Source organism: Cytobacillus sp. IB215316, from assembly GCF_033963865.1.
Taxonomy (GTDB): domain Bacteria; phylum Bacillota; class Bacilli; order Bacillales; family SM2101; genus Nanhaiella; species Nanhaiella sioensis.
This window is the reverse complement of sequence record NZ_JAXBMC010000001.1, coordinates 237941-263035: the sequence shown is the minus strand read 5'-3', so window position 1 is coordinate 263035 and position 25095 is coordinate 237941. Positions and strand designations below refer to the sequence as shown.

The following is a 25095-nucleotide window of genomic DNA, read 5'->3' as shown; positions in this document are numbered from 1 at the left end:
TTCTTAGTACGAAAAGCAACAATCAATCCGAAAACAGCCATATGGAAAGTAAGATAAGGTTTGTTAGAGAAGAAAAATTACCACGAACATCGTTTGGGTGGTATTTACTAAATACTGAAATCAACAATTAACAAAACGGACACAACCTTTTCAATTATCGATCATTAAACTGATTCTTTTTCCTGTAGTTTTGCTGAAGATGATATGATTGATTCAGTATGATGAATCTTTGGCTTTATTAAAGCAATATCGAATACTTCATTTAGATGATTGACAGGAATAATCTCAATTCCTTCTATGCCTTTTAAAAGCTTTTGCATATTTTCCGATGGTATGATCACCTTTTTTGCTCCTGCTTGTCTTGCAGCTTTCACTTTCGCAACGACACCACCAATTGGTTTTACATTACCGTGAATACTAATTTCTCCTGTCATCGCTACAGTTCTATCAACTTTCACTTTATTAATTGCAGAATAAATACCAGTCGCCATTGCAATCCCTGCAGAAGGTCCATCAACTGGAAATCCACCAGGAAAATTGACGTGTATATCAAAATCTGATGCAGGGACGCCCATAGAACGAAGAACAGTAATTACATTTTCAATAGACCCTTTAGCCATACTTTTTCGTCTAATTGATTTAGCCCTATCTCCAATACTTTCCTCTTCTGCAATGCCTGTAATATTAATTGTACCTTGATCTTCTGCAGGAATAATCGTTACTTCAATTTCTAGTAACGCTCCTGTATTTGGCCCAAATACAGCTAAGCCATTAACTAGACCTACCTTTGAATTAGCACAGATTTTCTTTTCATAACGTGGTACAAGCTGAGAGGACTCAATCACCCACTCTATATCCTCATCATATATGCTCTCTCTTTCTTCAGAAATTGCAATCCCTGCAGCAACTTGAACCATATTGACCGCTTCACGACCATTCCTAGCATAATTTGATAAAATCCCTAACCCTTTATCTTCTATCTCCATTTGTACTTTCTGAGCGGCATTGCTAGCTACAACCTTAATTTCATCTTTATCTAACTCTCGGAAAAACACTTCTAAACATCGAGAACGAATCGCAGGTGGTATTTCACTTGGTGTTCTAGTAGTTGCTCCAATTAACCGAAAGTCTGCTGGTAAACCATTTTGAAAAATATCATGAATATGATTAGGAATTTGTGAATTTTCTTCACTATAATAAGCACTTTCCAAAAATACTTTTCGATCCTCAAGAACCTTTAGTAGCTTATTCATTTGAATAGGGTGAAGCTCTCCAATCTCGTCAATAAAGAGTACACCACCATGGGCATTCGTCACAGCACCCTGCTTTGGTTGCGGTATACCTGCTTGCCCCATGGCCCCCGCACCTTGATAAATTGGATCATGTACTGAGCCAATTAATGGGTCAGCAATTCCCCTTTCATCAAAACGAGCAGTAGTGGCGTCAAGTTCAACAAAAACCGAAGATTGGTGAAATGGTGATTTTGTGCTTTTTTTTGCTTCTTCTAATACTAATCTAGCCGCAGCCGTCTTTCCAACACCAGGTGGGCCATATATAAGGACATGTTGAGGGTTTGGCCCACATAAAGCAGCCTTTAAAGAACGAATTCCATCGATTTGTCCGACAATTTCTTGAAAACTTGACGGCCGAACTTTTTCGGCTAATGGCTCAGTCAATGAAATAGAACGAAGTTTTCTCAAATGTTCCATTTCTTTACGTGATTCTTTATCAATTGATATTTTTTGAGTGCGTTGATTTCTTAATAAATTCCAAAAATATAGCCCAATAATTACACCAAAAAATAACTGGACGAGTAAGGCGATGCTAGTCCAACTCATATCAATTCCCTCCTGAACGTATGAATCCATCATTAATTGATAGTATCTCCGTGCAGAAGTTTGTATAAACACATTTTTTTCATACATTAAAATTAATGGAAATAAGTCACTGACAACTGAACATCTCGTTCATTCATCGGTAAATTAGCTGCCCACTATCCTAAAATTATTATTGGGATTAAAACCCCAAAAACCTCTAAAGGTAAGTAAAACCCTTTAGAGGTTGTTATGTTTCCAGACAATTTTTAAGCTGATGTTTTTCGATCTTTTAATTCTGAACCATCATCAAGTATTAATTTTGGTGGAGTATTATGCATAACAGTATCTGCTGTTATAATACACTTTGATATGTCCTCTCTAGAAGGAAGCTCGAACATAACATCCAGCATAATACCTTCAATAATTGAACGTAGACCACGAGCCCCTGTTTTACGTTCAATTGCTTTTTTGGCAATTTCAATCAGAGCATCTTCTTCAAAATCTAACTCTACATTATCTAGCTCAAGCATTTTCTGATACTGTTTCACGAGTGCATTTTTAGGTAATGTAAGAATTTTTACTAATGCATCTTCATCAAGTGGTTCTAAGCTTGCAATTACAGGTAATCGACCTATAAACTCTGGAATTAGTCCAAACTTCAGCAAGTCTTCAGGTAGAACTTTTGATAACAGCTCCTTCTGATCATGCTCTTTTTGCTTCATGTCTGATCCAAAACCGATCACTTTTTTTCCTAAACGGCGTTTTATAATTGGCTCAATGCCATCAAAGGCACCACCACATATAAACAAAATATTTGTTGTATCAATTTGGATAAACTCTTGATGTGGGTGCTTCCTTCCACCTTGAGGAGGAACGCTAGCAATCGTGCCTTCTAAAATTTTCAGCAATGCCTGTTGCACGCCTTCTCCAGAAACATCACGAGTAATAGAAGGGTTTTCCGATTTACGAGCAACTTTATCTATCTCGTCAATATAAATGATACCCTTTTCAGCCTTTTCAACATCATAATCAGCTGCTTGTATTAACTTTAGCAAAATATTTTCAACGTCTTCACCTACATATCCAGCCTCAGTAAGTGATGTTGCATCAGCAATAGCAAATGGTACATTTAAAATTCTTGCTAATGTTTCAGCTAGCAAAGTTTTACCTGATCCAGTTGGGCCTATCATTGCGATGTTACTTTTTGAAAGTTCAACATCATCAATTTTACTATTTGAGTTAATTCGCTTGTAATGATTGTACACTGCTACCGCAAGGGATTTCTTTGCAGCATCTTGACCAATAACGTACTCGTCAAGGATTTCGCGAATTGCAATTGGTTTCGGAACTTCTTTGAATTCTACTTCTTCTTCAGTCCCTAATTCCTCTTCAACTATTTCAGTGCATAATTCTATACATTCATCACATATATATACACCTGGACCGGCAACTAATTTACGAACCTGATCTTGGGTTTTTCCGCAAAACGAACATTTTAATTGTCCTTTTTCTTCGTTAAATTTAAATCCCATATTTTCACCCCTTATTTCATTTTTTCTTATGGAGGATGTTCAAAGCAACAGCGCCTTATCCTTCTATGTTCTTGTTATCCTCATAGTACAATCAAAATTACCGATTTAAAAAAAGTTATGTATTGCATTTTATCACAAATGTACTTGCTAACAAAAATAATGCGCTCAACACTATGTATAACAACTGATCATCTTTATTAATACAACATTATAACTCATACGGATAAATAATAACAGTAGAATGCATTGACCTACTTATCGTTTATGAATAAGCAGTTTTCTCATTGTTTTTTTCCTAATGAGAAATAAACACGTACACAACTAGTGTTCTTGGCACCTTTTATTCTGAAACGTGATGACTAACATCTAGAGCCACTTCTTATGGGTCTAATTTGGTGATAATAGCAACAAATCTACGAAAGAGCCTTTTTTAAAATGAGCTCTTCCAACTTATGAACATTAGCAACATGGTTAGAAAGGAGCCATTAATAATTACTTTACCCATACTCATTTAAAAAAAATAACATTATTGTTAGCAATACATGGAAAAACAAGACGCATGCAATATTCCTCTGATTAGATAAAACAAGGCACGATGTACTTCGTGCCTTGTTTTACTTCTTACTTATTATTATGCAACATCTTTACGATTCTCTACAAGAAAATCAATTGATTTACGAATTTTTAAATCTCCTTTGATGCTATCTAAATTCCCTAACATCTTCTTAATTTCTTCTATAGGCATGTTGTACATACCTGCCATATTGTCAAGTTCTTTTTCAATTTCTTCGTCCGTAACATCAAAATTCTCAGCTGCAGCAATTGCTTCTAAAGTTAAGTTAATTTTAACGCGTTTTTCAGCTTCTTCCTTCATCTGATCTCTGAGTGCCGCTTCATCCTGACCAGAGAATTGTGTGTATAGCTCAAGGTTCATGCCTTGCATTTGTAGACGCTGTTCAAACTCTTGAACCATTCTATCTGTCTCAGTTTTAAACATCGCTTCAGGAATTTCTACTTCAGCATTTTCAGCAGCTTTTTCTATTAATGAATTTCTAAGGCTATCCTCTGCTTCACGCTTTTTAGTTTCTTGTAATTTTTCTCTCGTTTTTGTTGTTAATTCTTCTAAAGATTCAACTTCATCATCAACATCTTTTGCAAACTCATCATCTAAGACAGGAAGTTCTTTTGCTTTTATTTCATGAACTTTCACCTTAAACGTTGCTGGCTTGCCAGCTAATTCTTCAGAGTGGTATTCTTCAGGGAAAGTTACTTCAACTTCTTTTTCAGCACCTGCTTCTAAACCAACTAACTGATCTTCAAAACCAGGAATAAATGTACCTGAACCGATTTCTAATGAATAATTTTCAGCTGTTCCACCTTCGAATGCTTCACCATTAACAAAACCTTCGAAATCCATGATTACTGTATCACCGTTTTCAACAGAACCTTCTTCTTTTAAAGTTAATTCTGCTTGGCGTTCTTGAAGTTGCTTAAGCTCATTATCAACATCTTCATCAGTTACAGTAGCATCAATTTCTTCAACTTCTAAGCCTTTATATTCACCTAATTTAACTTCCGGTTTCACTGTTACCTTGGCTGTGAAAATAAGTGTTTTACCTTTTTCCATTTGTTCAATATCAACATCTGGGCGATCAACTGGTTCAATTCCAGTTTCCTCTACAGCTGCTGAGTATGCCTCAGGTAATAAAATATCTAAAGCATCTTGATACAAAGACTCTACACCGAACCTTTTTTCGAATAGACTTCTTGGCATTTTACCTTTACGGAAACCAGGAACGTTCACCTGTTTCACAACTTTATTAAACGCAGCATCTAGTCCTTCATTAACTTTTTCTGCATCTACTTCAACAGTTAGGACACCTTGGTTCCCTTCTGATTTTTCCCATTTTGCAGACATAAAAATTCCCTCCAACATCTATTTATATGCTTCATTAATCAAATATGATAGATAACGAATTGATTATATCATTATCTTTTTGCGCACTTATATGTAGCTTCAAATTTACTACAATACAACCACTACATTATAACACAGAATAATTTGCTTTCAACACAAACTAATTTTTTTATATAAATTAATTAATAGTTAAAGATTCCCAGCTATGTACGTAGTGTGACTATTTACTGTTCAACTCATTTATTATGAAGAAATGTCCTCTATCTTATAGATGGCTTCACAAGCTTGCATTAATTGTTCATTATTTACATTATACTTGGATACTATACTATGTCGGTCATGATCAAACCCCTGCATCTCCAAAGCTATTATATGTAATGCTGCAGCCCAGAGATTTGCTTCCTTTGGTTCTGGGTATAAAGGAAATAAAATGAACAAATGTCTAAACCAAATCTCTTTAATTACTTCATATAAAGTCGGATTTTCATTTAGAACATTCTTTTCCAGTATTGTTAAAACTTCTTTTGTAAAAGGATCCTCTCTACTATCTAAAAGCTCGGTTGGCTTTATTGTTATATCTCGATTAAATTTATTGATACTTATATCAAAATCTACTTCTTGCTCCATTAAAACTTGTAATAAAGCAGATTTAATTAGCGGTGACTTTTTAGGGTTAGCTAAATAAGTCTCTATTGTCTGTCTCTCACGACGAACATTTTGATTACGAAGAAGTTGAATTGCTGTCCAGTGTTCTTCAATATCATCGCATTGGTTGAGCATTTGATCCAGAGTGCTACCTTCAGCAATATTATCGTTATTACTATTCTCCACATTATTGACATTCATTTTTCTACTGAAGTCTAGAAGTTTAAATAGATTTTCAGCATATTCTGAAGGGATATTTCCCTCTTGAAGTATAGCCTCAATCGTTGTAATGATTTCATTGTAATGCCCTTGCTGGAGCAGAATAGACGTATATATTTGTAATACTTGATAATAATCGCCAATTCCTTTTTGCAGCATGCTATTACATATTTCTTTTGCTTCCTCAAATCTATTTAATTCGAACAGGCATAACACAGTACCTAATTCAATTTCAGGGTGGTCACTTTCTAATTCACCTGCTTGATCAAACAACAAAAGTGCTTCTTGAAATTGCTTATGCTGTAGTTGATCGAACCCCTTTTCAATAAGTCGTTCTTTTAGATTAGGGAAGGGAAGAATATTTTCACTTTGTTTTCTGATATCTGCCATCAATTTTACCGTCCTATAGCCATTTTCGTACTTTTGTGTTATTAAGTTTATCAAGTAAGTGAACAGAAAACAAGAAGCGCCTCGGAACGAACCTAGGCGCCTCTTCTACTTATTTAATATCTCATATTGTGATATGTGTTTTTCATAAACAAAAGTCAAGTCTATTTCATCCCAACCTTTAATTAACAACTCTTTTCTATATTGATCAATGAGAAATCCTTTACTAAAGCCTTTCTCATCCGATATAGTTTGATTCTCTAAATCTATTTGTAAAGTATAGTTAGAACTATTTCCTTCATATAATATATACTTTACATCTTCTCTATCTAATTTAATTGGGAGCAAACCATTTTTTAAGCAATTCCCATAAAATATATCTGCAAATGATGGAGCGATAATTACTTTAAATCCATAGTCTTGTAATGCCCACGGGGCGTGTTCGCGAGAAGAACCACATCCAAAGTTTTCATTTGCTACAAGTATTGTTGCACCAGCGTTCTCCTGTTTATTTAATTCAAAATCTGGATTTAATGTATGATTATCAAGATACCGCCAGTCATAAAATAAATATTGACCAAATCCTGTTCGCTCTATTCTTTTTAAAAACTGCTTAGGTATGATTTGGTCGGTATCAACATTTACACGATCTAACCCTGCTACCTTACCAGTGTGAATATGAAATGGTTCCATACCCCTATCTCTCCTTTAACTTTAAGTTTTCAGGAATGCTCACTTCAACTAATATATGTGAGTAATGCCAACTACCTACTATGTCACTTACTACGTTACACAATAGTTTTTTGTAGTTTTCTAATATCTACAAACCTACCATATATAGCTGCTGCTGCTGCCATCGCAGGACTAACTAAATGAGTTCTAGCACCTTTTCCTTGTCTTCCTTCAAAATTTCGATTTGATGTTGAAGCACAGCGTTCTCCCTCTGGTACAACATCTGGATTCATACTTAAGCACATGCTACATCCTGATTCACGCCATTCAAAACCTGCTGAAATGAAAATATCTGCTAAACCTTCCTCTTCCGCCTGACGCTTCACCTCTTGTGAACCTGGTACAACTAGCGCTCTTACCTGATTTGACACCTTGTTACCTTGCGCAATTTTAGCAGCTTCGCGAAGATCGCTTATCCTTGAATTTGTACATGAACCTATAAATACATGTTGAATTTCTACATCAGAAATTTGTGTACCAGCTTGTAAGCCCATATATTGTAGTGCACTATCTACAGCCCTTTGATCTGCTTCATCATCGAAGTCTAGAGGTGAAGGTATTACTTGCTCGATCGTTACACTCATCCCCGGTGTTGTTCCCCATGTAACAGTTGGAGCTATTTCACTTGCGTCAATTTCAATGACTCTATCAAAGGTTGCATTTGAATCACTTGCTAATTTTTCCCATTTTTTCACAAGTCTATTATACTCTTCACCGTTGGGAATATGCTTCTTTCCTTTTAAATACGAAAATGTTGTTCTATCTGGACTAATTAAGCCAGCTTTTGCACCTGCTTCTATTGACATATTACATATGGTCATCCGTTCCTCCATCGACATATTACGGATTGTATCACCTGTAAATTCAATAATATGACCTGTACCAACATTTACACCATATTCTCCGATAATAGATAAGATGACATCTTTAGCGGAAACACCAGCAGCTAACTTACCATTTATATTAATTTTTAATGTTTTAGGTCGGTGTTGCCATAATGTTTGAGTTGCCAATACGTGCTCAACTTCACTAGTACCAATACCGAATGCTAACGCTCCAAATGCTCCATGAGTCGATGTATGGCTATCACCACATACGATTGTTTTCCCAGGCTGTGTGAGACCTAATTGAGGACCTATAACGTGAACAATACCTTGATCAGGACTGTTTAAATCCGCCAAATAAATGCCAAATTCTTCACAATTTTTTTCAAGAGCAGTCATTTGGTTTTGTGCTACTTCATCTTGGATGATGTAGCGATTGAATGTAGGTACATTATGATCCATCGTTGCAAATGTTAAATCTGGGCGTCTTACTTTCCGCTTATTTAAACGTAACCCTTCAAATGCTTGTGGAGAAGTAACTTCATGAACGAGATGAAGGTCTATATACAATAAATCAGGCTTGCCTTTTTCTTGATATACGATATTTTTTTCCCATATTTTTTCTATAATATTTTTTGGTTCCACGAATAAATTCACCTCTCAATATTGTCAAATGTTAATCAAACATTATTCGTGTAAAGACACTATATAGGTTTCCACTAGATAGGTCTTTAGACCTATCTAGTGGGTGTGCAAGGGTTTCCTATTTATGTCTGCCTATGATTTACGCGTATATTGACATAATGTTTGATATTGCAGCATGGTCTAGTACAGCTGCTTTAATACGTTCAACCATTTCCTCTGTTTTAACCGCTCTTTTTCCTTCTTGTACAACATCAGGAGTACGATGTCCAGCAGCAAGCACTTGATTCACAGCATTTTCAATTGCTTTTGCTTCTTCATCCATTTGAAAGGAATTTCTCAGCATCATAGCAGCAGACAATATCATTGCTACCGGATTCGCTTTATTTTGCCCTGCTATATCTGGTGCTGACCCATGTATTGGTTCATACAGGCATGGACCTGTAGTTGACAAACTTGCCGATGGAAGCATTCCTAAAGACCCAGTCAACATTGATGCTTCATCACTTAATATATCACCAAACATATTTTCAGTTACAATGACATCAAACTGTGTTGGATTTTTTATTAATTGCATCGCTGCGTTATCGACCAACATATGCTCTAATTGAACATTTGGAAAATCTCGAGCTACCTCCTCAGCCACTTCTCTCCACATGCGACTTGACTCAAGTACATTTGCTTTATCAACAGAAGTAACTTTGCTCCGACGGTTCTTAGCCAATTCAAATGCTGTGACTAATATTCTCTTCATTTCTTTTCGTTTATAATAAAGTGTATCTACGACAGATTCTTCTCCTCTGTCTATCGTTCGAGCACTTGGTTTTCCAAAATACAATCCTCCTGTAAGCTCTCGTACGATGAGTAAATCAACACCTGTAATTATATTCTCTTTTATTGGTGACGACTCAATTAAACTAGGGTTAAATGAAACAGGCCGTAAATTTGCATATAACTCCAATTCTTTACGAATTTGTAATAAGCCCTTTTCAGGACGAAGTTCAGGTGGATTTTGATCCCATTGCGGTCCTCCAACAGCACCTAACAATACAGCATCACTTTGTTTGCAATCATTTAACGTCTTATCTGGTAACGGGCTACCTGTTTGTTCAATCGCTGCTCCACCAATTAAGCTATATATAAAGTCAAATTGATGATTAAATCGCTCTCCTACAGCTTTTAATATTTCTACTGCCCCTCTAGAAACTTCTGGACCAATTCCATCTCCGGGTAAAACGGTAATTTTCTTTTTCACTTTTTATTCCTCCAATCTCAAATTATCATTGTTAACTTATTGGTTTATTTAGAGGGCATACGATCGTTTTCTCTTGTTAAGCTGTTATTTCATCGTCACTTCTTCAACAGTATTCTTATATTTTTGTAGGTAAAATACTCTATTTATCGCATTAATATATGCTTTCGCAGAAGCTTCTAACACGTCTTGATCCAAGCCTCTTCCACTCGTCTCTTCACCATTTACACGAACATTCACATATACTTGTGCTAACGCATCTCTACCTCCACTAACTGATTGTATTTTATAATCTAATAGCTTTACAGAAGCATGGACCATTCTTTCCAATGTATTGTATACAGCCTCTACGCTACCTGCTCCAGTTGCCGCCTCTTGAATGATTTCACCTTCCAACCCTTTAAGGGTAATAGTGGCAGTTGGCACTTGGTTGGTACCGTATTGTACTTGTAGAGAGATTAATTCATATTGTGTATCTCCCTTCCCGAATCTCTCTTCTAGTACTAATGCAATTAAATCATCATCAGTAATGTCTTTCTTCTTATCCGCTAAATCTTTAAATAACTTAAACAATGAATTAATTTCTTCATCTTTCACTGAGATCCCTAGCTCTTGGATACGCGTTCGGAACGCATGTCGTCCTGAATGCTTACCAAGCACCATTGCATTTGTATTTACACCGACTAATTCAGGCGAAATAATTTCATACGTTGTTTTTTCTTTTAACACACCATCCTGATGAATTCCTGCCTCATGTGCAAAAGCATTTTTACCAACTACAGCTTTATTTGGTGGTATTACCATGCCTGTTAGTTTACTTACTAAGTCACTTGTTCTTTTTATTTCATTTAATTGGATATTTGTTTTAGCATTATAGAAATCTTTTCGAATATGAAGAGCTACAGCGATTTCTTCTAAAGAAGCATTCCCAGCACGCTCGCCAATCCCGTTTAATGTTGCTTCTACCTGTGTTGCACCGTGTTCAATGGCGCTAAGGGAATTAACGACTGCCATCCCTAAATCATCGTGGCAATGAGCGGACAATGAAACATTTTGAATATTCGGAACATTTTTCTTAAGATAGCTGAATATTTCACCGTATTCCTTCGGGGTTATATATCCTACTGTATCTGGAATATTAATGACACTTGCTCCTGCTTCAATCACAGCTGTTACAATCTTTGCTAAAAATGGGAGTTCTGAACGACATGCATCTTCAGCTGACCATTGAATGATAGGAAACCGCTGTTTGGCGTATTTAACAGCCTCCACTGCTGATTCAAGTACTTGCTCTGGGCTTTGCTTTAACTTATATTTCATATGAATTGGAGATGTTGCGATAAAAAGGTGAAGTCGAGGCTGAGCTCCACCTTTTAACGCATCCCATGCTGCATCTATATCTGATTGAACTGATCGTGAAAGTCCTGTAACTGAACTATTTTTAATAACAGCTGCAACTTCTCTCACTGATTGTAAGTCACCGCTTGAAGCAGCCGGAAAACCCGCTTCAATAATATCAACACCAAGACGTTCAAGCTGTTTAGCAATTTCTATCTTTTCCGATAAGTTCAAATTGACTCCAGGAGATTGTTCACCATCTCGAAGCGTTGTATCAAAAATTTTAATTGTCTGCACTTGTTCCAACTGCCTCCTTCTTTTGTTTAATAAATGGCATCATTTTTCTTAATTCGCGTCCCACTACTTCAATTTGATGCTCATTTTCCCGTTTATTAATCGCTGTAAATTCAGGGCGATTCGCCTGATTTTCTAAGATCCAGCCTTTTGCAAATTTACCTGTTTGGATATCTTCTAATACTTTTTTCATTTCTTGCTTAACGGAATCAGTGATTACTCTAGGTCCTGATACAAAATCTCCCCATTGTGCTGTATCAGAAATTGAGTAACGCATCCCTTCTAAGCCATCTTCATACATTAAATCGATAATTAATTTGAGCTCATGTAGACATTCAAAATACGCAAGTTCTGGTTGATATCCCGCTTCTACTAATGTTTCAAATCCAGCCTTGACAAGTGATGTTAAACCTCCACATAAAACCGCTTGTTCACCAAATAAGTCTGTTTCTGTTTCTTCTTGGAACGTTGTTTCAAGTACCCCAGCTCGAGCTGAGCCAATTGCTTTGGCATATGCTAAAGCGACCTCTTTTGCTTCACCTGATACATCCTGATATAGAGCGAATAACGCTGGCACTCCAGCACCTTCTTTGTACGTTCGTCTAACAAGATGTCCCGGACCTTTTGGTGCTACTAAAAATACATCCACGAAGCTTGGTGGTACAATTTGATTGAAATGAATGTTAAATCCATGTGCAAATACTAAAGCATTCCCTGGTTTAAGACCTTGTTCAATTTCTTCTTTATATACTTTCGTTTGAAGTTCATCAGGTAATAAAACCATGACAATATCAGCTTGTTCGGCTGCTTCTTTAACCGATTGTACCGTAAATCCATCTGCTACTGCTTTGTCCCATGAACCACCTTTTCTTAAACCTACTACAACATCTACTCCACTTTCACTTAAATTTAGGGCATGTGCATGACCTTGAGAACCATACCCGATGATTGCTACCTTTTTTCCTGTTAAATAACTATCGTTTGCATCCCCGTTATAATATACTTTTACCATGATTTAATCTCTCCCTTTTTAGACGATTGAATGTGATTTTATATTTGTTACAGCTTTTTGCATGCCACGTGCAAATGCTGTTGTTCCTGTTCTAGCTATTTCTTTAATTCCATAAGGTTTTATTAATTCAATGAGTGCTTCAATCTTTGATGATTCTCCAGTTACTTGTATAACTAGGCTATCCTTACTAACATCAAGGATTGATGCTCGAAATGGTTCGATTAAACCATATATTTCATTCCTAGTTGCTGGAGGTGCAACTACTTTAATTAACGCTAATTCTCTCGCTACGATAGCTTGATCAGTTATGTCCATTACCTTCAAGACATCAATTTGCTTATTTAGTTGCTTTGTAATTTGCTCAGCTACTCGCTGATCCTCAACGTGAACAACACATGTTATCCGAGAAACTCCAGCTACTTCTGTTGCTCCAACTGTTATACTCTCAATGTTATAATGACGTTTTGTAAATAAGCCTGTAATGCGATTTAAAACACCAGATCGATTATTAACAGTTAATGTGATAATACGTTTCACAATTTCACCCCCACCATCTCATGTAATCCTTTGCCTGGGGCTACCATTGGATAAACATTCTCGTCAGAAGTAACATGAAAATCGATGAGAACTGGTCCATCAATTTCTAAAGCTTCTTGCAACACTTTTTTTGCTTCTGCTTCCGTTGTTGCTTTTAACCCTCTAATTCCGTATGCTTCTGCAAGCTTCGCAAAATCTGGTTGATTTGGAATAAGTGAATGGGAATAACGTTGATCATAAAATATTTGTTGCCATTGTCTAACCATTCCTAATGATTGATTGTTAATAATTACAGCTTTGACAGGTAAATTAAGCTCCTGCATAACTGATAGTTCCTGACAGGTCATTTGAAACCCTCCGTCACCGACAATTGAAATGACAGTTGCTTCTCTATCAGCAAGCTGGGCACCTATAGCTGCTGGTAAACCAAAACCCATTGTACCTAGTCCTCCAGATGTGACCCACCTATTTGGATATTTAAATTTGTAGTATTGTGCAGTCCACATTTGGTGTTGCCCAACGTCAGTCGTAATAATTGCTTCACCATTTGTATTTTCATAGATTAATTCAATTACTTTTTGTGGTTTAAGTTCGTTCGTATTCTTTTGATAAACTAGCGGATATTCTAGTTTTCGGTTTGCTAGCTTCTTGCGCCATTCACTTGAAGGTCCACATTTACCATTTTGAGCAATGAGTTCTTTTAATGCTTCTTTTGCATCTCCAACTACTGGAATTTGCGTCGGTACGTTTTTACCGATTTCAGCTGGGTCAATATCGATGTGGGCTACAACTGCATCTGGTGCAAAATGCTTCAAATTACCAGTTACTCGATCATCGAACCTAGCACCTATGCTTATGAGTAAATCACATTCATATAGAGCCATATTTGCTGTATATGTGCCATGCATCCCCGCCATGCCTAGGGATAACTCATGCTCTGCTGGAAAGCCACCTAAACCTAATAGCGTGTGAATAACTGGAATGCTTTGTTGATCTGCGTATGCCTTCAATTCGTTTGAAGCATTTGCATGAAGAACTCCAGCTCCGGCAAGAATAACCGGTTTTTGCGCTTGACTGACTGCTTCAACTAACTTACGAATTTGAAGATGATTTGGCTCCCTAGTAGGCTGATACCCTGGAAGAGATATTTTTTGATCGTAATCAAAATGACCTTCAAGTATTGCCATATCTTTCGGAATATCAATTAATACCGGTCCAGGACGACCTGTCGTTGCAATATGAAATGCCTCTTTTATCACCTTTGGTACGTCTTTAACATCTCTAATTTGATAATTGTGCTTCGTAATTGGTGTAGTGATTCCTAGAATATCTGCTTCTTGGAATGCATCTGTTCCAATCACTGAAGATGCTACCTGACCAGTAAATACAACAAGTGGTAATGAATCTATCATTGCATCAGTTAAGCCAGTTACGATATTCGTTGCTCCTGGACCAGAAGTCGCAATAACCACTCCTGGCTTTCCAGAAATTCTTGCATAACCTTCAGCTGCATGTATGCCTCCTTGTTCATGTCTTGTAAGCACATGGTCTATTCCAGAATCATAAAGTGAATCGTAAATTGGGAGAACAGCACCACCAGGATAACCAAAGATCACTTCAACGTTTTCCTTCTTTAACGCTTCTATTAGCATATAAGATCCGCTCATCTTTGATTTAACGTTATTTCTTACACCTACCTTTACCTTTGCGCCCACGTAATTTCCTCCTTTTTGAACACTCTTTTGTAATTGCTGTTTTCGCATTAAGCAACATATATAAGACAAGTATTGTGGCATCTTCTCGTGATAATAATTGCATAGTAACTGTTCTAGATTTTAAAATTAATGACAATAGCAACAATGTATACTGAACCTTTGTAATAAAAAAAGCCCCTTCACCCCCAACAAACACTCACCATAACAGTAAGTGTAAGGGGTGAAAAGACTTTACTTTCCACGGTACCACCCTTTTTCATGATCATAAGATCATCTCATGAATAGTCTAATGCTATTCCTTTTGATAACGGGTAAATTTTTAATTTCACCCGGCCAACCCTACTATGACGTTCAAGTTGACACTCAGAGGCGAGTTCACCTTTCGATAGTAGCACCGGTTTCCACCAACTCCGGCTCTCTGTAGCTTCCTAACTCGAAGATTACTTATCCTCTTCAACATTTTATCTTTTTTCTAAATTTTCAAAATACAAAAGATGTTACAATTCTAAGTCGATGTATATATACTAGCCCGCCGTTACTTCTTGGTTTGATTGATAAACCTTTACTCCATCAGAAACGACTTTTTTCCTAAACTCCTCAAGCAGTTTTTTAGTATGTTTTCCTGGTTTTCCATCACCTATTTCCCTGCCATCAACTTTGACTACAGCAATGACCTCTGCTGCTGTTCCTGTGAGAAATACTTCATCACATGTGTATACATCATGACGAGTAAATGGCTCTTCCTTGAGCTCGTAACCTAATTCAGAAGCAATTTCTAAAATTGCATTTCTCGTAATCCCTTCAAGGGCTCCAACATAACCTGGAGGAGTATAGAGGGTGCTATCTTTGACAATAAAAATATTGTCCGCTGACCCTTCTGAAACATATCCTTGATCATTTAACATTAAAGCTTCACTTACATTTGCCAAATGCGCTTCAATTTTCACTAGAATATTGTTTAAATAATTTAACGATTTAACTTTAGGGCTTAAAACATCAGGTCTATTTCGTCTGGTTGCAACAGTAATAATCTCTATGCCAGTTTCATACAGCTTTTTCGGAAAAAGTGCAAGAGGCTCCACGATAATAACAACTTGAGGTTTACTGCATTTAAACGGATCTAGACCCAAATCACCAGCACCCCTAGAAACCACAAGACGAATATAAGCATCTTCAAACTTATTTTTTTGGATTGCTTGAACAACTAGATCTGTCAATTCCTCTTCTGTATAAGGAATAGTTAGCATAATTGATTTAGCTGAGCGATATAAACGATCCATATGTTCTTTCATCCGATAAACGTTTCCGCTATACACTCGAATACCTTCGAATACACCATCTCCGTATAAAAAGCCATGATCATAAACTGAAATTTTTGCATCTTCTTTTTTTACAAAAGTATCACCTAAAAAAATCCACTGATCACCCATCTTATATCCTCCTTCCCTTTATTATATAGACGCTTTAAATCGATAAATACATAGATATAAAAAAATATCCTAAAATGTACCTTTTTGAATGAACCAACACTAGGTATTTATACCGACAAAAAACTAAGGAATTTTAACGTAAAATCATGTAAAAATATAGATTTTAAAAACTAATAAATATTGTGACAATTTTTTATTTGAGGACTATCTTACGCTCATTTGTTTAAAGAGTCAATAGTCTTTTGAAGAATTATTTGAAAATTTGTATTTATCACTCAATTTGAATACGCTTACATCACTGTTATTATGAGGTTTTTAAATTTGTGAAACTTTTTAAAAAATAGGTTCAAAAAGTTAGAAAGAGAAACTGAAAATGTGAAGCCTTCAATCCAACCTCATTTATTCAATATAAAATTTATGCAATTAAAGTAATTTCCAATACATAACTTTTATTCATGATCTTCCCTCAAATCAGTTTACATATATAAGCAGTATTAATTATTTCTTATCCATATTACATATTTCTATAACTACTGCAGAGAATATTTCTATATAATTTAAATTTTACACATTTGGAGGAGAACTAATGACATTAATACCTCACGACCCGTTCAGACATTTATCAAACATGAGAAGGGACATGGACAGGCTATTTACTAACTTCTCAAACTTCCCTTTCGACTATACCAATGAGCAAAACTACTTAGGAATGATTAGAGTTGATGTTTATGAGACAAATAATGAGGTTGTGGCTACGTGTGACATTCCTGGATTAGAAAAAAAAGAGGATGTAAATATTGAAATTGACAACAATGTTTTAAATATTAGTGGCTCTATAAATGGGACTAACGATGTAAAAGATGAGAATTTATACAGAAGAGAAAGACATACAGGTAGCTTTCATAGAGCAGTAACTCTACCAACAACTGTAAATGTTGAGGGAGTGATAGCAACATACAAAAATGGTGTTCTAGAGGTTACTATGCCAAAAAAAAACCAAGGCACCAAGAAGAAAATTAATGTTGATTTTCATTAATCAACAGAGGAGCTTTTCATATTTGGTTTTACTGGAGTAACATCATTTAGTTGATATACTTTTATTTACTTTCGTATACATTAAAAAAAGAACAATATTTTTCTAGCTATATAAAATATCAACTTTTTCAAAATATCCACATAACTACTTCAAAAAATATCTATTTCCTTATATCAATAGCAGTATAAAAAATGGATAATCATACAGTATTCACACTGTATGATTATCCATTATCTGTTAAAACCCATCATGGGTTACATTGCTATGTAATGGCGTCCCAGGAGAGATTCGAACTCCCGACCGACGGCTTAGAAGGCCGTTGCTCTATCCAGCTGAGCTACTGGGACAAAATAAGTTGATTAATTGTTAACGACAAAATTTATTATATAAATATTAGTATAGTTTGTCAATCATTTTTAAGGAGTAAATAAAAAAAAATTACCTCACTCAAATTTGCTATTATGTATAATCCCCATTATTCTACTTAGAGAGTACCTTACCATTTTTATATTATAGTAAGGTGGCTCTCAAGACTAAGCATATATAGAACTATGCATTTTATTATTCAAGGATAAATTCGCTTGATAAAGACGGTATAATCTTCCCCTCAATACTATAGTAATTGACATGGATATGTCTATTTTGTATATGTAGTATAACATATGTTTTATCTTTGCGCATTCTCGGGAGTCGGAGGCTCCCCGGGTTAATAAATAAAATTCCATCAGCCATTTCTGTTCCTGCTATGTGTGAATGCCCAAAGCAAACAACCTTCGCATCAACTTCCTTAGCACGATATAAAAGATTCATTAAAGTCATTTTTACATTATATAGATGACCATGTGTAACAAATAAATGTTGCTGTCCACATTTTTCGACTAAATGATCAGGGTATGCTGAGTCTATATCACAATTTCCTCTAACAGAGTTAAATCCTTGCATTGCCTCAGCATGAGCTGGGAGCTCTGAATCTCCACAATGAATCATCATTTGAACATCATCTTCGTGTCTACGAGCAACTTGTGTAAGCTCTTCTGATAAGCCATGGCTATCACTTACGACTAAAATTTTCATGTTACTTGTCCTCATCAGCAAATATCTCAGACCATAAATGTGAAAGCTTTTTTAATGCAATGGCTCGATGACTCATTTCATTTTTTTCTTGTTTCGATAATTGAGCCATTGTCTTTTCTTTCTCTTCTACATAAAAAATAGGATCATAGCCAAAACCGTTTTGTCCAACAGGGGTGTCCGTAATTCTACCTTCACATGTGCCTTCAACTACATGGGTTTCTCCTTTAGGAAAAGCAATAGCTAAGGCACAATGAAAACGTCCAGTCCTTTTATGAGTTGGTACACCTTCTAGCTCCTGCAATACTTTTTCCAGATTGGCTTGATCATCTTTATGTTCTCCAGCATAGCGGGCAGAATAAACTCCAGGGCGACCGTCAAGGGCATCTACTGCTAATCCTGAATCATCTGCAATGACAATAGTATGAAACCGATTTGCTACAGCTTCAGCTTTTATGATTGCATTTTCAGCAAAAGTCTGTCCTGTTTCCTCAATATCTATCGGCTCGTTAATATCGAACAAAGACTGTACTTCAATTCCTTTAGGCTCTAGCATGGACTTAAATTCATTTACTTTGCCCATATTTTTTGTTGCAATTAATACTTGGTTCACTCTAGTTCCCACTTTCATGAGTAGCTGATTTAATATGTTGGACGAATTCACCTAATGCTTCGCGCTGCTTTTGAATGATCTCATGAATCCCTTCTTCAGCTAAAGATAATAAATTGTTTAGCTCATCTCTTGAAAAAGTTGCTTCTTCTCCAGTTCCTTGTAACTCAACAAATTGGCCTGACCCTGTCATAACAACATTCATATCTACTTGTGCTGATGAATCCTCGATATAGTTCAAATCTAAAATAGGCCCTAGCTTCGCATCTATCCCAACAGAGGTAGCTGCTAAAAAGTCTTGTATTGGTGATTTTGTTAATTTTTTCTCAGACATTAGTTTCCCAACTGCTAACACAACAGCAACAAAAGCACCTGTAATGGACGCAGTTCTCGTACCACCGTCTGCTTGAATGACATCACAATCAATCCAGATTGTTCTTTCACCAATTTTTTCTAAATCAACAACTGAGCGCAATGCTCTTCCAATCAAGCGTTGTATCTCCATCGTTCTTCCCGATACTTTCCCTTTACTAGATTCCCGGATGTTTCTTGAATCAGTCGCTCGAGGTAACATTGAGTATTCTGCTGTAATCCACCCTTTACCTTCACCTCTCATAAACGGTGGAACTCGATCTTCAATACTCGCAGTACAAATAACTTTCGTATCACCAACAGAGATTAGTACTGAACCTTCAGGATGCTTTAAATAATTTGTCTCAATATGTATTCTTCTTAATTGATCTTCGTTCCGTCCATCAACTCTCATTTATAATTCCTCCTCATCAAACATAAAAAACATAAACACCCCATTCCACATATAACAATCCCACTCACTTTGGGGAATGGCGAAGTGTTTTTAATTGCGAAATGCGCAAGCACCTTGGTTATTCCCGACAAGCGCTGGAGTTATCGCATACGAAGGTGTTCTTTGCCTTCAGATGCGATGACGAAGCGTCCTCGAGGGAATGGGTGCTGAAGCTAGACAATTGCGAAATGCGCAAGGCGACTGCTTATCGGCGACAAGCATAAGTTAAGCTGGCTGGAAGGTTGCTTTTTAACCTTCTTGACAATTTAGCTTATGACCTCGAGCCGATGGCGCCTGGAGCTAGACAATTGCGAAATGCGCAAGCACCTTGGTTATTCCCGACAAGCGCTGGAGTCATCGCATACGAAGGTGTTCTTTGCCTTTAGATGCGATGACGAAGCGTCCTCGAGGGAATTAGACAATAAGAAGAGGTAGCTCAAATACGCCTACCTCTTGTACTCATCTTTATATAGTATATCAAAAAAAGATTTTTAAAAACTATCCATGTTCACATTTTTTGGCCTTGATACTGGTTCAGCTAATAATTCACCTTGTTCATTCACAAGTTCTGCTTTCCCATTTACTTGAATAGCAACCTGTTCTATACCTTCCTGTTCTGTTAGTGTTAGGACTAATGTATCTAATACATTTGTATTAATAATCGGATCTTCTGAAAAGCTTCCTAGAATATATTCATTAAAATTTAAAATAACTTGCCCGTCTTGGATGATCGGTTCGCTCAATAATTCAACTTCATTATTGATTGCCCCTAATAATTTTGATGTGTAACTAGGTCCTTCAACTAATTCATTAATGACAGCAACGATGCTATTTTCTTCAGTGTTCTCTACTCTTCTAGTAACAGGAACATAGTAGGTTGAATCAGCATTTTCCGCTAAGAAATAGACTGTAACAGGGTATGAATTTGTAATATCCGCAACTTCATTTTCATCAAAATTAATACCGTGCTCTCTGCTAACCCCTTCCCCAATCGGTGTTCCGTTCACAGGCATTACAGGTTGATCGTAACCATTTATCCTTATTTGTACTTTATTAATTGTGTCAAACTGAGTTAATGTCCATGTGATTGCTTGTAATATTTTTAGTTCATCTTCTTTATTGTACTCTTGAAATTCCTTTGAAAAATCAGCAATTACTATTCCATCTTCTACTATGTTCACCTCAACTGATGTACCTGCAGGTAATACAGCTCTAAATCCATTAGGAAGCATATCCTCTACTGGCCCATCTTGTACCAAGTATTCTAAAACTTGCTTTGCTGGACCTTCTACTATCGGTAACTCTACTGTTTGTGGAACGACCATTCCATATTGATCGAGCAGAAATAATTCACGTTGAACAGTGTCTACCACTACATCTTCCTGTAAATCAACACTTACACCTTCTTCTTGTTCTGAATCCATTACACTTTCTCCGTCAGTAAATTCCCCTTCCTCCAAATAAGTTGTTTCTTGAGGTGGATCAATCTCAAGGCCTTTATCTTCTCCACCAAAAAGACCACATCCAGCTAATAACACTGATAATGTTAATATAGCAGTGGTCATTTTGAGTATTTTCCATGTTTTCATTTATCTTCCCCCTTACATCAGTTTGTACTACTATGTATACGAGCTGTTTTTATTTTTAGACCGATAAAAAAGAAAAAACCCTCTAGCTTGGCTAGAGGATGTAAAATAAAGCTTCTCATTTAATTTTTTATAAACTAATAGTTTCTATATTTTCAATAGGGTGCCCAAATAAATTCGAAGCAATTTGTTGGAAAATCTCCTGTGCACCTGTTGTAAGGAATAGATGATTATTATTACCATCTTCATCATTTAATAATCCGCTATGATATAGAATCGTGCTGACTTCCCGAGCAGTCTCATCTCCCGAACAAATAATATTCACCCTTTCTCCCATAAATTCACTAATTAAATGACTTAGAAGTGGGTAGTGAGTACAACCTAAAATAAGTGTATCAATTCTTTTATTTTTTAATTCTACTAAAGTTTCAGCAACCACTCTTTTCGCTTGTTCCCCTTCATAGTCACCACTCTCAACGAGTGGAACAAATCTAGGACACGCAAGTGATTCTACATAAACATTGTGGTTAATAGACTCTAATGCTTGTTTATAAGCGCCACTAGCGATGGTACCTACAGTACCGATTACACCTATATGATTATTGCTTGTTATTTTTAGTGCAGTCCTAGCTCCTGGATGAATTACACCAACAACAGGTATATTGAGCTCATTCTTTATTTCTTCTAATACTGCAGCTGTAGCAGTATTACAAGCAATAACTAGCATTTTAATATCATATGTTAGCAAGTAATTTGTCATTTCCCATGTATATTCCCGGACTTCTTCACTCGGCCTCGGCCCATAAGGACATCTAGCGGTATCTCCTAAATAAATGATTCTTTCTTTAGGTAACTGACGATTGATTTCTTTCGCAACCGTTAGTCCTCCTACTCCTGAATCGATAACTCCAATCGGTCTTAACAAAAAATCGCCTCATTCTTATCTCGTTTCTCGATGTATATTTAAAGTGTCACCTTATTTTCTATCTTTTTGAATTGAAATGCAAGTATTTCACAAGGTGAAGCATAGCTACTAAATTGTATAAAAGTAATTTACCTTAGACAATCATATTACTTAAATATTCTTTGCCGATAAAATCGAGCACAGTCATAACTTTTTATGAAACTAGTTATATGCACGTATTACAAAGTATGTTTCTTAAACCATTTCCAAACGTATATAGACATCAAGAAACTTAATACAAAGCAAATAACCCAAACAATTAACAATTCAGTAAAATCAATCTGAAACGTAAAAGAGTTCATAAAATACTTAATTATATAATAATCTACAACGAGTGGAATAGATATAACCACAGAGTACAATAGAACAAATTGTACTCTGCTTAAGTTCTTCAACTCCCTAAAATTTTCCATTTAATAACCTCCAGTATCAAACCTTAAAGTTACATCTTAGATTGTGCAATCCACCACTTAAATTTTTTCACATAAATATTATATGTCGATCACGTTTGCTGACAGAACTTACTTAAAATTAAGACATATAAATAACCGGCCTCCCTATGTAAGGTAAGCCGGTATACATTAAAGCTTAAGTTCACCCATTCGCAATAGCTCGACTACTGCCTGCGAACGCCCCTTAACTCCTAGCTTTTGCATGGCATTTGAAATATGATTTCGAACAGTTTTCTCGCTAATAAATAATTCACTAGCAATTTCTTTTGTTGTTTTATCTTGAACTAACAATTCAAATACTTCTCTTTCTCTCTTAGTGAGTAACGGCTTTGGTTGAAACTCCTTCTCCTTCAAATATTGTAACCCTCCTTGCTAAAGGTACGAGCTGAACTAGCGGATGGGTATATATTTAGTCATGTTATCTTATGTTTGAAGGAGTATGGCTGTGATTATTTTCGTCCAAAATGTACGAACATCTTGCTTTTCTTTTACATGACACCTTATATCAGAATTTATTTTCTCGGTTTATAATTAAACCGTAATGAATTGCTTGATTGGGTTAGATGTAACGGGTTGTTTCAATCAACCCTAAATATTAGTTGATCAGGTGCCAGCTCCTATAGAGATGATTATAAAAGGCTGTATACGTTTGAGAGCTATACATAAATATAATTCATTTTTTTCTCACTAAAGACTATAAAAATTATAAAATACACATGAGCTGCTTAAATATATGTGAAAAAAGCGACAAAGTTTACGAAAAGAGCCTTATAAAATATTAAAAACCAGCTAATTGTGAATTTGTTGACGTCGTGGAGGTAGGAGCTATATCGAATAATTGACGTAAATATGTGTTCATAAATAAACTATTTGGATCTAAGTCATTTCTTAACAGCAAGAACTCATTCCAATATGGATATACTTCTTTTAGTGTATGTGCTGTTAGTGTATGCATCTTCCCCCAATGAGGTCTGCCGTTATATTTTCTGCATATTTGTTCAACACTACGAAAATAATCTTTATACTCCATCCCTTTGTACATATGAACAGCAATATATGCGGAGTCTCTCTCAAAAGCTGGGCTTAGCCATATATCGTCTCGTTTAACATAGCGACATTCTATTGGGAAATGCACGGGGAACTTTTTTTCATTAATCATATCCCTTATTTCTGTAAGCACATTGGCAAGCTGATTAGCTGGAATATTATATTCCATTTCATTGAATTTAACATCTCTTATTGATGCAAAAACTTTATAGCTATCGTCGATAGCTCGCTCATTCGGAACTACTCTTCCTGACAATCTGCTTACCGATTTACTTAACGAAGGTATTAAACGACACCCTTCTGATAACACCCTGTACAAGCCATTTTCAATAAATTTTTTATTAAATGCATCTGTAATATTTTTTTTTGTTTTTTCGTCGTTTGTTTTATTAACAAATTTAGCTTGAACATATTTGCTATATGGAAACCAAAAAAATTCAAAATGTCGATTTTCCGTTTTATATTTGTCTAGATTCTGTAGGCAATCATCTAAGAACATTCGTTTGCTCTCTAAAAGTAATTTATATGCCGGTACAACCTTCAGCTTAAGTTTAACAATAATACCTAAAGCACCCAATGATAGCTGTAAAGCTTTAAACATTTGAGTGTTTTTATCCATACTACATTCTAGTAACTCTCCCTTCCCAGTTACTACAGTCATTTCTACAACTTGTGTAGCCAAACTACTAAACTCGATTCCCGTCCCATGAGTACCCGTACTTATAGCTCCAGCTATTGATTGAGCATTAATATCACCCAAATTTTCTTGTGCATATCCAAGTTGGTGAAGAGCCTCTCCCAAAACATGCAGCTTTGTTCCTGCCCAAACAGAAACAATATCATTCTCTCGGTCTGTATGTTCTATCCCTTCAAGGAGATCCAATGAAAGTAATAGATCATTAGTTGCTACTAATGAAGTAAATGAGTGACCAGAACCAACCACACGTATAGCCTGATTAGTTTTGTTACATTGTTTAACGATTAAAATGATTTCTTCAATGCTTTTTGGGTACATGACCTTTGCAGGTTTACTTACAACACTCCCAGACCAGTTCTCCCACCTCTGTACTTCTACAGCTTTTACGGAGTTCACAGTTGTCCCCCTCACTATACAATTTATTCTCAAAGTCTTATCTATCATATTTAAATCTCATTAATATTATACTAAATCTTCAGAATAATCGAAAGAAAACATATATTATTCACTTAGTTTTTATTACAATATAATTA

21 protein-coding genes, 1 tRNA gene and 1 other annotated feature are annotated in these 25095 nt (G+C 35.9%); of the genes, 2 read left to right on the top strand and 20 right to left on the bottom strand.

The window, feature by feature from the left end; translation table 11 throughout:
* Positions 1-164 precede the first annotated feature (164 nt).
* The 12 genes from lonB to ilvE all read right to left on the bottom strand — a co-directional run bounded on the left by lonB (position 165) and on the right by ilvE (position 16294).
* Positions 165-1838: an ATP-dependent protease LonB gene (lonB, locus tag SLH48_RS01180; RefSeq protein ID WP_320256740.1), complete on the bottom strand. Its 1674-nt coding sequence runs from the start codon at positions 1836-1838 to the stop codon at positions 165-167.
* A gap of 245 nt (positions 1839-2083) precedes the next feature.
* Positions 2084-3349: an ATP-dependent protease ATP-binding subunit ClpX gene (clpX, locus tag SLH48_RS01175; protein ID WP_214481502.1), complete on the bottom strand. Its 1266-nt coding sequence runs from the start codon at positions 3347-3349 to the stop codon at positions 2084-2086.
* Positions 3350-3980: 631 nt separating this feature from the next.
* Positions 3981-5267: a trigger factor gene (gene tig, locus SLH48_RS01170; protein ID WP_320256739.1), complete on the bottom strand. Its 1287-nt coding sequence runs from the start codon at positions 5265-5267 to the stop codon at positions 3981-3983.
* Between the two features lie 243 nt (positions 5268-5510).
* Positions 5511-6521 carry a tetratricopeptide repeat protein gene (locus SLH48_RS01165; RefSeq protein ID WP_320256738.1) on the bottom strand — a complete coding sequence of 337 codons (1011 nt, stop codon included), beginning with the start codon at positions 6519-6521 and terminating at the stop codon, positions 5511-5513.
* A 105-nt stretch (positions 6522-6626) separates the two neighbouring features.
* Positions 6627-7211 (bottom strand): 3-isopropylmalate dehydratase small subunit, encoded by a 585-nt coding sequence (gene leuD / locus SLH48_RS01160; RefSeq protein ID WP_320256737.1) that lies wholly within the window; start codon positions 7209-7211, stop codon positions 6627-6629.
* A 95-nt stretch (positions 7212-7306) separates the two neighbouring features.
* Entirely contained in the window at positions 7307-8719 is a 1413-nt protein-coding gene (leuC, locus tag SLH48_RS01155) for a 3-isopropylmalate dehydratase large subunit (RefSeq protein ID WP_320256736.1), read from the bottom strand.
* A 139-nt stretch (positions 8720-8858) separates the two neighbouring features.
* Positions 8859-9971, bottom strand: a complete 1113-nt coding sequence (gene leuB / locus SLH48_RS01150) for a 3-isopropylmalate dehydrogenase (RefSeq protein ID WP_320256735.1) — start codon at positions 9969-9971, stop codon at positions 8859-8861.
* 84 nt (positions 9972-10055) lie between these two features.
* Positions 10056-11603 carry a 2-isopropylmalate synthase gene (locus SLH48_RS01145; protein ID WP_320257140.1) on the bottom strand — a complete coding sequence of 516 codons (1548 nt, stop codon included), beginning with the start codon at positions 11601-11603 and terminating at the stop codon, positions 10056-10058.
* The gene (gene ilvC / locus SLH48_RS01140; RefSeq protein WP_214481516.1) at positions 11590-12612 is read right to left on the bottom strand and encodes a ketol-acid reductoisomerase; all 1023 of its coding nucleotides are present in this window, start codon (positions 12610-12612) and stop codon (positions 11590-11592) included. The genes SLH48_RS01145 and ilvC overlap by 14 nt, the downstream gene beginning before the upstream one ends.
* Before the next feature lie 18 nt (positions 12613-12630).
* Positions 12631-13149 carry an acetolactate synthase small subunit gene (gene ilvN / locus SLH48_RS01135; RefSeq protein ID WP_214481520.1) on the bottom strand — a complete coding sequence of 173 codons (519 nt, stop codon included), beginning with the start codon at positions 13147-13149 and terminating at the stop codon, positions 12631-12633.
* Positions 13146-14816 (bottom strand): acetolactate synthase large subunit, encoded by a 1671-nt coding sequence (gene ilvB / locus SLH48_RS01130; protein ID WP_250886566.1) that lies wholly within the window; start codon positions 14814-14816, stop codon positions 13146-13148. The genes ilvN and ilvB overlap by 4 nt, the downstream gene beginning before the upstream one ends.
* Positions 14817-15077: 261 nt before the next feature.
* Positions 15078-15330 (bottom strand) — a binding site (T-box leader).
* A 58-nt stretch (positions 15331-15388) separates the two neighbouring features.
* Positions 15389-16294: a branched-chain-amino-acid transaminase gene (gene ilvE / locus SLH48_RS01125; protein ID WP_214481522.1), complete on the bottom strand. Its 906-nt coding sequence runs from the start codon at positions 16292-16294 to the stop codon at positions 15389-15391.
* A 586-nt stretch (positions 16295-16880) separates the two neighbouring features.
* On the opposite strand from ilvE, the gene SLH48_RS01120 reads away from it, so the two are divergent.
* The gene (locus tag SLH48_RS01120; RefSeq protein WP_214481524.1) at positions 16881-17330 is read left to right on the top strand and encodes an Hsp20/alpha crystallin family protein; all 450 of its coding nucleotides are present in this window, start codon (positions 16881-16883) and stop codon (positions 17328-17330) included.
* Positions 17331-17600: 270 nt separating this feature from the next.
* On the opposite strand, the gene SLH48_RS01115 is transcribed toward SLH48_RS01120, so the two are convergent.
* From SLH48_RS01115 to rph, 4 genes are all read right to left on the bottom strand, one after another.
* Positions 17601-17677: transfer RNA gene (locus SLH48_RS01115), tRNA-Arg, on the bottom strand.
* 214 nt (positions 17678-17891) lie between these two features.
* Entirely contained in the window at positions 17892-18404 is a 513-nt protein-coding gene (locus SLH48_RS01110) for a metallophosphoesterase (protein WP_320256734.1), read from the bottom strand.
* A 1-nt stretch (position 18405) separates the two neighbouring features.
* Positions 18406-19014: an XTP/dITP diphosphatase gene (locus SLH48_RS01105; protein WP_214481688.1), complete on the bottom strand. Its 609-nt coding sequence runs from the start codon at positions 19012-19014 to the stop codon at positions 18406-18408.
* A gap of 1 nt (position 19015) precedes the next feature.
* Positions 19016-19777 carry a ribonuclease PH gene (rph, locus tag SLH48_RS01100; protein ID WP_320256733.1) on the bottom strand — a complete coding sequence of 254 codons (762 nt, stop codon included), beginning with the start codon at positions 19775-19777 and terminating at the stop codon, positions 19016-19018.
* Between the two features lie 281 nt (positions 19778-20058).
* On the opposite strand from rph, the gene SLH48_RS01095 reads away from it, so the two are divergent.
* Entirely contained in the window at positions 20059-20202 is a 144-nt protein-coding gene (locus tag SLH48_RS01095) for a hypothetical protein (protein ID WP_320256732.1), read from the top strand.
* Positions 20203-20307: 105 nt separating this feature from the next.
* Here the strand turns inward: SLH48_RS01095 and SLH48_RS01090 are convergent, their stop codons facing one another.
* From SLH48_RS01090 to SLH48_RS01075, 4 genes are all read right to left on the bottom strand, one after another.
* Positions 20308-21405 (bottom strand): GerMN domain-containing protein, encoded by a 1098-nt coding sequence (locus tag SLH48_RS01090; RefSeq protein WP_320256731.1) that lies wholly within the window; start codon positions 21403-21405, stop codon positions 20308-20310.
* 127 nt (positions 21406-21532) lie between these two features.
* On the bottom strand, positions 21533-22327 hold the full coding sequence (racE, locus tag SLH48_RS01085) for a glutamate racemase (RefSeq protein WP_320256730.1): 795 nt from the start codon (positions 22325-22327) through the stop codon (positions 21533-21535).
* 620 nt (positions 22328-22947) lie between these two features.
* Positions 22948-23172 (bottom strand): spore germination transcription factor GerE, encoded by a 225-nt coding sequence (gene gerE, locus SLH48_RS01080; RefSeq protein ID WP_214481537.1) that lies wholly within the window; start codon positions 23170-23172, stop codon positions 22948-22950.
* A gap of 424 nt (positions 23173-23596) precedes the next feature.
* Positions 23597-24958 (bottom strand): D-arabinono-1,4-lactone oxidase, encoded by a 1362-nt coding sequence (locus SLH48_RS01075; RefSeq protein ID WP_320256729.1) that lies wholly within the window; start codon positions 24956-24958, stop codon positions 23597-23599.
* Positions 24959-25095 lie beyond the last annotated feature (137 nt).

Excerpts from the sequence above, each read along its gene's own strand:
- lonB (WP_320256740.1), bottom strand. The coding sequence starts at position 1,838 with ATGAGTTGGACTAGCATCGCCTTACTCGTCCAGTTATTTTTTGGTGTA.
- clpX (WP_214481502.1), bottom strand. The coding sequence starts at position 3,349 with ATGGGATTTAAATTTAACGAAGAAAAAGGACAATTAAAATGTTCGTTT.
- tig (WP_320256739.1), bottom strand. The coding sequence starts at position 5,267 with ATGTCTGCAAAATGGGAAAAATCAGAAGGGAACCAAGGTGTCCTAACT.
- SLH48_RS01165 (WP_320256738.1), bottom strand. The coding sequence starts at position 6,521 with ATGGCAGATATCAGAAAACAAAGTGAAAATATTCTTCCCTTCCCTAAT.
- leuD (WP_320256737.1), bottom strand. The coding sequence starts at position 7,211 with ATGGAACCATTTCATATTCACACTGGTAAGGTAGCAGGGTTAGATCGT.
- ilvC (WP_214481516.1), bottom strand. The coding sequence starts at position 12,612 with ATGGTAAAAGTATATTATAACGGGGATGCAAACGATAGTTATTTAACA.
- ilvB (WP_250886566.1), bottom strand. The coding sequence starts at position 14,816 with ATGAGCGGATCTTATATGCTAATAGAAGCGTTAAAGAAGGAAAACGTT.
- ilvE (WP_214481522.1), bottom strand. The coding sequence starts at position 16,294 with ATGGGTGATCAGTGGATTTTTTTAGGTGATACTTTTGTAAAAAAAGAA.
- SLH48_RS01120 (WP_214481524.1), top strand. The coding sequence starts at position 16,881 with ATGACATTAATACCTCACGACCCGTTCAGACATTTATCAAACATGAGA.
- SLH48_RS01110 (WP_320256734.1), bottom strand. The coding sequence starts at position 18,404 with ATGAAAATTTTAGTCGTAAGTGATAGCCATGGCTTATCAGAAGAGCTT.
- rph (WP_320256733.1), bottom strand. The coding sequence starts at position 19,777 with ATGAGAGTTGATGGACGGAACGAAGATCAATTAAGAAGAATACATATT.
- SLH48_RS01090 (WP_320256731.1), bottom strand. The coding sequence starts at position 21,405 with ATGAAAACATGGAAAATACTCAAAATGACCACTGCTATATTAACATTA.